Below are 7,638 nucleotides of genomic sequence, written 5' to 3'. Positions count from 1 at the left end.
CGACACGATCGTGGTGGTGCGCGACGCCGACGGCGCGCTCAAGGACCTGTCGTGGATCCCCGAGCTGGACACCGAGGTCGAGGCCGTCGCCGCCAACACCGAGGACGGCCGCAGCGTCATCCGGCACTCGGCCGCGCACGTGCTCGCCCAGGCGGTGCAGCAGGAGTTCCCCGAGGCCAAGCTCGGCATCGGCCCGCCGATCAAGGACGGCTTCTACTACGACTTCCGGGTCGAGCGGCCCTTCACCCCCGAGGACCTGGCCCGGCTGGAGTCCCGGATGAAGAAGATCGTCAAAGGCGCGCAACGGTTCTCGCGCCGCGTGGTCGAGGTCGAGGACGCCAGGGTCGAGCTGGCGGGCGAGCCGTTCAAGCTCGAGCTGATCAGCGACAAGTCCGGCATCGACGACCCCGAGGTCATGGAGGTGGGCGGCAAGGAGCTGACCATCTACGACAATGTCGACCCGCGCACCGGCGAGACCGTCTGGGGCGACCTGTGCCGCGGCCCGCACATCCCCACCACCAAGTTCATCCCGGCCTTCAAGCTGACCCGGTCCTCGGCCGCCTACTGGCGTGGCGACCAGGACCGCGAGGACCTGCAGCGCATCTACGGCACCGCGTGGGAGTCGCAGGAGGCGCTCGACGAGTACCTGCACCTGCTGGCCGAGGCCGAGCGCCGCGACCACCGCAAGCTCGGCCTCGAGCTCGACCTGTTCTCCTTCCCCGACGAGCTGGGCTCGGGCCTGCCGGTGTTCCACCCCAAGGGCGGCGTGATCCGCAAGGAGCTCGAGGAGTACTCGCGCCGCCGCCACGTCGACGCGGGCTACGAGTTCGTCAACACCCCGCACATCACCAAGGGCCACCTGTTCGAGGTCTCCGGCCACCTGGATTGGTACCGCGACGGCATGTTCCCGGCCATGCACCTGGACGCCGAGCTCAACGACGACGGCACCGTGCGCAAGCCCGGCCAGGACTACTACGTCAAGCCGATGAACTGCCCGATGCACAACCTGATCTTCCGCGCGCGGGGCCGCTCCTACCGCGAGCTGCCGCTGCGGCTGTTCGAGTTCGGCTCGGTGTACCGCTACGAGAAGTCCGGCGTGATCCACGGCCTGACCCGCGTGCGAGGCATGACCCAGGACGACGCGCACATCTACTGCACCAAGGAGCAGATGCACGCGGAGCTGACCACCACGTTGCAGTTCGTGCTCTCGCTGCTGCGCGACTACGGCCTCGACGACTTCTACCTCGAGCTGTCCACCAAGGACCCGAAGAAGTTCGTCGGCTCCGACGAGCTGTGGGAGGAGGCCACCGAGACCCTGCGCAAGGTGGCCACCGACTCCGGTCTCGAACTGGTCCCGGACCCGGGCGGGGCCGCGTTCTACGGCCCGAAGATCTCCGTGCAGGCCAAGGACGCCCTCGGCCGCACCTGGCAGATGTCGACCATCCAGCTCGACTTCAACCTGCCCGAGCGCTTCGAGCTCGAGTACACCGGCGCCGACGGCGCCAAGCACCGTCCGGTGATGATCCACCGCGCCCTGTTCGGCTCCATCGAACGGTTCTTCGGCGTGCTCACCGAGCACTACGCGGGCGCGTTCCCGGCCTGGCTCTCGCCGGTGCAGGTGGTGGGCATCCCCGTCGCCGAGGCGTTCGCCGAGCACCTGGACGGGGTGATCGAGCGCCTGCGCGACGCGGGCGTGCGTGCCCAGGTCGACCGCAGCGACGACCGCATGCAGAAGAAGATCTTCAACCAGACCGCGCAGAAGGTGCCGTTCATGCTGCTGGCCGGCGCGCGCGACGTCGAGGCGAACGCGGTCAGCTTCCGCTTCCGCGACGGCACCCAGGTCAACGGGGTGCCGGTCGACGACGCGGTCGCCACCGTCCTGGACTGGATCGGCCGACGCGAGAACGCCTCGCCCACCGCCGAGGGGTTCGACGTGGTCGCGGCGCAGAAGGATTCGTGATGAGCGAACACGCCGTGCCGGAGTTCCCCGCCGGGACGATCGTCGACAACGGTCCCGGCGAGCCCGACCGGCTGCAGCGGCTGTGGACCCCGTACCGGATGAACTACATCACCGGCGCGGTCAAGCCCAAGGACGCCACCGGGCACCCGTTCACCGACATTCCCAAGATGTCGGACGAGGACGGCCTGGTGATCGCCCGCGGCGAACACGTCTACGCCGTGCTCAACTTGTACCCGTACAACCCGGGGCACATGATGGTGGTGCCCTACCGCCGGGTGGCCGACCTGGAGGACCTGACGCCCGAGGAGAGCTCGGAGCTGATGGCGTTCACCCAGCAGGCGATCCGCGTGATGAAGCGGGTCTCGCGGCCCGCCGGATTCAACGTCGGACTCAACCTCGGCGGTGTGGCCGGTGGGTCCCTGGCGGACCACCTGCACCAGCACATCGTGCCGCGCTGGGGCGGGGACGCGAATTTCATCACCGTCATCGGCGGCGCGAAAGTGATGCCACAGCTGTTGCGCGAGACGCGGCAGCTGCTGGCGGAGGCGTGGGAGGCGTAGATGTGTGATCCTCGCGCGATCGCGCACCTCGGAGCCGATCGGGTGCGGGTGTCCCGCACGGTAGGGGAGGACTGAGGTCGTGCTCAGCTTCTTCGGTCGTCAGACGTTTGCGAAAGCGACTGCGCCGCTGGGCAAAGCGCTGGTGAGCACGGGGCTGACCCCGGACGCCATGACGCTGATCGGCACCACCGCGACCATCGCGGCCGCGGTGACGCTGTTCCCGACCGGGCACCTGTTCTGGGGCACCATGGTCATCTGGCTGTTCGTCATGTTCGACATGCTCGACGGCGCGATGGCCCGGGCCCGCGGTGGCGGCACGAAGTACGGCGCGGTCCTCGACGCCACCTGTGACCGGGTGGCCGACGGCGCGATCTTCGCCGGGCTGGCCTGGTGGGCGGTCTACCACGAGCAGAGCAAGCCGCTGCTCGTGGCGACCCTGGTCGTGCTGGTCACCTCGCAGGTGATCTCCTACGCCAAGGCGCGCGCCGAGGCGAGCGGCCTCTCGGCCGACGGCGGCCTCATCGAGCGTCCCGACCGGCTGGTGATCGTGCTGGTCGGCGCCGGGTTCACCGGCATCGGCGGCTACTGGGGCATCGAATGGCTGACCTGGGCGATCCACCTGGCGATGTGGGCGCTGGCGGTGCTGAGCATCGTGACGGTGTTCCAGCGGGTGCTGGCGGTGCGCAACGCGCCGGGCGCGCGGGTGGTCATCCCGCCCGCCGCGCCCCCGGTGGCGGAGCAGGCGCAGTGAGCCTGCGGGAGAAGGCCGCCGACGCCGGCTACGCCGCGGGGTGGCGGCTGGTGCGCGCGCTGCCGGAGGGCACCGCGCGCAGGCTGTTCGACTACGGCGCGGACCGGGTCAGCCGCAAGGGCGGCCCGGAACAGCTGCGCCGCAATCTCGCCCGCGTGCTGGGCGTCCCGCCCGCCGAGGTGCCCGCGGAGCTGCTGCGCGACAGCATGCGCTCCTACGCGCGCTATTGGCGCGAGGCGTTCCGGCTGCCGGCCATGGACCACACGGCCGTCGACTACCACGTCGACGGGATCGAGCACCTGGACGCGGCGCTGGCGCGGGGCCGCGGTGTGGTGTTCGTGCTGCCGCACTCGGGCAACTGGGACATGGCCGGGGTGTGGCTGGTACAGCACTACGGCACCTTCGCCACCGTGGCCGAGCGGCTGAAGCCGGAATCGCTGTTCGAGCGGTTCGTCGCCTACCGGGAGAGCCTCGGTTTCGAGGTGTTCCCGCTCACCGGCGGCGAGCAGCCGCCCTTCGCCCAGCTGGCCGACCGGCTGCGGCAGAACAAGATCGTGTGCCTGATGGGTGAGCGCGACCTCACCGGCAAGGGGGTGCCGGTCGACTTCTTCGGCGAGCGCACCTGGATGCCCGCCGGTGCGGCGAAACTGGCCATCGAGACCGGCGCCGCGCTCATGCCGGTGCACGCCTGGTTCACCACGGACCCGGACGGCACCGAGGGGTGGGGCCTGAAAACCGATGCGCCGCTGGACGTCTCGGGCGGGGTCGCGGCCTCGACCCAGCTGCTCGCCGACCGGTTCGCGGCCAACATCGCCGAGCACCCCGCGGACTGGCACATGCTGCAGCCCCAATGGGAGGCGGACCTGTCGCCGCAGCGCCTGGCGCGGATCGCCGAGATCCAGGCGGGGGGCGCGGCGCGATGAAGATCGGCATGGTCTGCCCGTACTCGTTCGACGTCCCCGGCGGTGTGCAGGCCCATGTGGTCGAGCTCGCGCGCGTGTTCCTCGAACGCGGGCACCAGGTCTCGGTGCTCGCCCCGGCCTCCGACGACACCCCGCTGCCCGATTTCGTCGTGTCGGCGGGCAAGGCCGTGGCCATCCCCTACAACGGGTCGGTGGCGCGGTTGTCCTTCGGCCCGACGGCCTACACCCGTATCCGCCGCTGGATCGACGCGGGCGAGTTCGACGTCCTGCACATCCACGAGCCCAACGCGCCGAGCCTGTCCATGCTCGCCCTCAAGATCGCGGAGGGCCCGATCGTGGCGACCTTCCACACCTCGACCACCAAGTCGCTGGTGCTGAGCACCTTCCAGGGCGTGCTGCGGCCCTATCACGAGAAGATCAGCGGCCGGATCGCGGTCTCGGAGCTGGCCCGCCGCTGGCAGGTGGAGGCGCTCGGCTCGGACGCGGTGGAGATCCCCAACGGCGTCGACGTCGGCGCCTTCGCCCGCGGCCCGCTGCTCGACGGCTACCCCCGCGCCGGGGGGACCGTGCTGTTCCTCGGCCGCTACGACGAGCCGCGCAAGGGCATGGACGTGCTGCTCGGCGCGCTGCCCACGCTGGCCGCGCGCCACCCGGACGTGGAGATCCTGGTGGTCGGGCGCGGCGACGAGGAGCGGTTGCGCCGCGAGGCGGGCCCGCTCGCCCGGCATCTGCGGTTCCTCGGCCAGGTCGACGACGCGGAGAAGGCCGCGGCCATGCGCAGCGCCGACGTCTACGTCGCGCCGAACCTGGGCGGGGAGAGCTTCGGCATCATCCTCATCGAGGCCATGGCCGCGGGCACGCCCGTCGTGGCCAGCGAACTCGACGCCTTCCGGCGGGTGCTGCGCGACGGGGCCGCCGGCATGCTCGTGCCGGTCGGCGACTCCGCCGCCCTGGCGCGGGCCGTCGACACCGTGCTCACCGACGACGCCGCCCGGTCCGAGCTGGTGCGCACCGCCACCCGGGTGGTGTCGGCCTACGACTGGCCGGTGGTGGCCGAGCAGATCCTGCGCGTCTACGAGACCGTCACCGTCGGCGACCACCGGGTGCGGGCCGCCGGATGATCACCTTCACCGCGACCGGCGTCCTGATCCTCGGGATCGTCGCCGTCCTGATCCTGGCGCTCGGCCTGTGGGCCTACTCCACCGCCAACCGCCTCGACCGCCTGCACGTGCGCTCGGACCTGTCCTGGCAGGCCCTCGACGCCGCGCTGGCGCGCCGGGCGGTGGTCGCGCGCGCGGTCGCGATGACCTTCGCCGGACCGGTCTCGGCCGACCCGGCGCGCGCCGAGCTGGCGGCGCGGCTCACCGCGCTGGCCGACCGCGCCGAACGCGCCGACCGCACCACCCGCGAGACCGTGGAGAACCAGCTCTCGGCGGCCCTGTCCGCGGTCGACATCGACCAGCTGCGGCCCCAGCTGGTGGCCGAGCTCGCCGACGCCGAGGCCCGGGTGCTCATCGCGCGCCGCTTCCACAACGACGCCGTCCGCGACACCCTCGCCCTGCGCACCCGCCGTCCCGTGCGGATCCTGCACCTGGGCGGTACCGCGCCGCTGCCCACCTATTTCGAGATCACCGAGCGCGCCACGCCCGCCGCCCAGACCGGACTGCCGGTCGACACCAGCCGCACCAGCGCCCGCGTCGTGCTGCTCGACGAGTCCGACCGCGTCCTGCTCATGCGCGGCTGCGACCCCCAGGTCCCCGACGTGCGCTTCTGGTTCACCGTCGGCGGCGGTGTCGAACCGGGGGAGAATCTGCGCGCCGCCGCGGTCCGCGAGGTCGGCGAGGAGACCGGCCACACCATCGACCCCGCCGCCCTGCACGGCCCCATCTGGCGCCGGGTCGCGGTCTTCGGGTTCAACGGCGAACTGATCCGCTCCGAGGAGCTGTTCTTCGTCCTGCGCGTCCCCGCCTTCGAGCCGCACGGCGCGAACATGACCCACCTCGAACGCCGGTCCATCACCGGTCACCGCTGGTGCACCCCCGCCGACATCCGCGCCCTCGAGGCCCAGGGCGAGGCGGTCTACCCGTATCACCTCGACGAGCTGCTGGCCGAGGCCGCCGAGGTCGCCGACCGCGAAGGCGCCGACCCGGTGGTCCGCTCGATCCGCTGAGACGCGCGTCAGCGGCGGGCGCGGGCGTCGGCGTCCCAGCCCGCCAGCAGCCGCAGGGCGGTCTCCGAGGCCGACCCGGCGGCGACGGTGTGCGCGACGAGGGCCTGATCGGGGTCGTCGGGCAGCCGCAGCGTCTCGAAACCCAGGTCGATCCGGCCGACCACCGGATGCCGGTAGACATAGCGGCCGTGGGTCTTGTCGCGCAGGTCGTGGCGCGCCCAGGTCGCGCGGAACTCCGGGGAGGCGGCGAGCAGTTCCTCGACCAGGGCCGCGCCCACGGGATCGCCGGGATGCCGTCCGGCGTCGAGCCGCAGGTAGGCGGCCACGTCGGCGGCCTTGGCCTGCCAGTCCTCGTAGAGGTGGCGCATGCCCTCGTCGAGGAAGACCAGCCGGGCCAGGTTGCGAGCGGCGGGCGGCAGCGCGCCGAAGTCGGTGAGGAGGGCGGCGGCGAGGTCGTTCCACGCCAGTACGTCGGTGCCGCGCCCGACGATGTAGGCGGGCACGTCGGTGATCGAGTCGAGCAGCCGCCGCAGTCCGGGCCGGACCTGTTGCGCGGCGGGGGTTTCCGCGTCGGCGGGCCAGGGCCGGGCCAGCCGGTGGAGGTGGTCGCGTTCGACCGGGTCCAGTCGCAGCGCCCGCGCGACCGCGTCGAGCACGGCCTCGGAGAAGTGCAGGGTGCGGCCCTGTTCCAGCCGCACGTAGTGGTCGACGCTGACCCCGGCCAGGCGGGCCAGTTCCTCGCGGCGCAGGCCCGGGACGCGGCGGGTGCCGTAGTCGCGCAGGCCCAGGTCCTCCGGGCGCAGCCGCGCCCGCCGCGATCGCAGGAACTCGCCCAGTTCGGCCCGTCTGTCCAACACCATGACCCCAGTATGTCGCCCGGCGCGGCGCGGAGCCTGGTCACGGCGTGCCCAGGCTCCGCACGGCACTGGGCCGGGTCGCGGCGCCGGGACACAGTGGGGGAGCCGGATTCCCCGGTCGTTCCACAGCCAAGGAGATCACCGTGTCCCACACCCCCGTTCCCACCCGCCCGCTCGGCCGCACCGGCTTCGAGATCACCACCCTCGGCTTCGGCTCCTGGGTGGTCGCGGGCGGTGGCTGGCGCTTCAGCTGGGGCGCCACCGACGACACCGAGTCCGTGGCGGCGCTGCGCCACGCCGTCGAGGCCGGCGTCAACTGGATCGACACCGCCGCCGTCTACGGGCTCGGCCACGCCGAGGAACTGGTCGGCAAGGCCGTCGCCGGGCTGCCCGCCGCCGACCGGCCGCTGATCTTCA

At 72.0% G+C, this 7,638-nt stretch carries 8 protein-coding genes; 7 read left to right on the top strand and 1 reads right to left on the bottom strand.

Annotated features, from left to right (window positions below):
* The 6 genes from thrS to ON36_RS16475 all read left to right on the top strand — a co-directional run.
* A partial coding sequence (gene thrS / locus ON36_RS16500; RefSeq protein WP_043653875.1) for a threonine--tRNA ligase occupies positions 1-1,960 on the top strand: 1,960 nt, incomplete at its 5' end.
* The gene (locus ON36_RS16495) at positions 1,960-2,520 is read left to right on the top strand and encodes an ATP adenylyltransferase (RefSeq protein ID WP_043653870.1); all 561 of its coding nucleotides are present in this window, start codon (positions 1,960-1,962) and stop codon (positions 2,518-2,520) included. The genes thrS and ON36_RS16495, both read left to right, overlap by 1 nt.
* Before the next feature lie 79 nt (positions 2,521-2,599).
* Positions 2,600-3,271 (top strand): phosphatidylinositol phosphate synthase, encoded by a 672-nt coding sequence (gene pgsA, locus ON36_RS16490; protein WP_043653868.1) that lies wholly within the window; start codon positions 2,600-2,602, stop codon positions 3,269-3,271.
* Complete coding sequence (locus ON36_RS16485) at positions 3,268-4,194, top strand: phosphatidylinositol mannoside acyltransferase (RefSeq protein WP_043653866.1); 927 nt, start codon at positions 3,268-3,270, stop codon at positions 4,192-4,194. Before pgsA ends, ON36_RS16485 begins: the two co-directional genes overlap by 4 nt.
* Positions 4,191-5,315, top strand: coding sequence for a glycosyltransferase family 4 protein (locus ON36_RS16480; RefSeq protein WP_043653865.1), 1,125 nt, complete (start codon positions 4,191-4,193; stop codon positions 5,313-5,315). The genes ON36_RS16485 and ON36_RS16480 overlap by 4 nt, the downstream gene beginning before the upstream one ends.
* The gene (locus ON36_RS16475; RefSeq protein ID WP_043653873.1) at positions 5,315-6,364 is read left to right on the top strand and encodes an NUDIX hydrolase; all 1,050 of its coding nucleotides are present in this window, start codon (positions 5,315-5,317) and stop codon (positions 6,362-6,364) included. Before ON36_RS16480 ends, ON36_RS16475 begins: the two co-directional genes overlap by 1 nt.
* Positions 6,365-6,372: 8 nt before the next feature.
* Here the strand turns inward: ON36_RS16475 and ON36_RS16470 are convergent, their stop codons facing one another.
* Positions 6,373-7,224, bottom strand: coding sequence for a helix-turn-helix transcriptional regulator (locus ON36_RS16470; protein WP_043653862.1), 852 nt, complete (start codon positions 7,222-7,224; stop codon positions 6,373-6,375).
* A 140-nt stretch (positions 7,225-7,364) separates the two neighbouring features.
* On the opposite strand from ON36_RS16470, the gene ON36_RS16465 reads away from it, so the two are divergent.
* Positions 7,365-7,638: aldo/keto reductase (locus tag ON36_RS16465; protein ID WP_043653859.1), on the top strand; the 274-nt coding region annotated here is incomplete at its 3' end.

The sequence above is a fragment of the Nocardia thailandica NBRC 100428 genome (assembly GCF_000308795.1).
GTDB lineage: Bacteria > Actinomycetota > Actinomycetes > Mycobacteriales > Mycobacteriaceae > Nocardia > Nocardia thailandica.
This window is presented reverse-complemented; position numbering and strand designations above follow the sequence as displayed.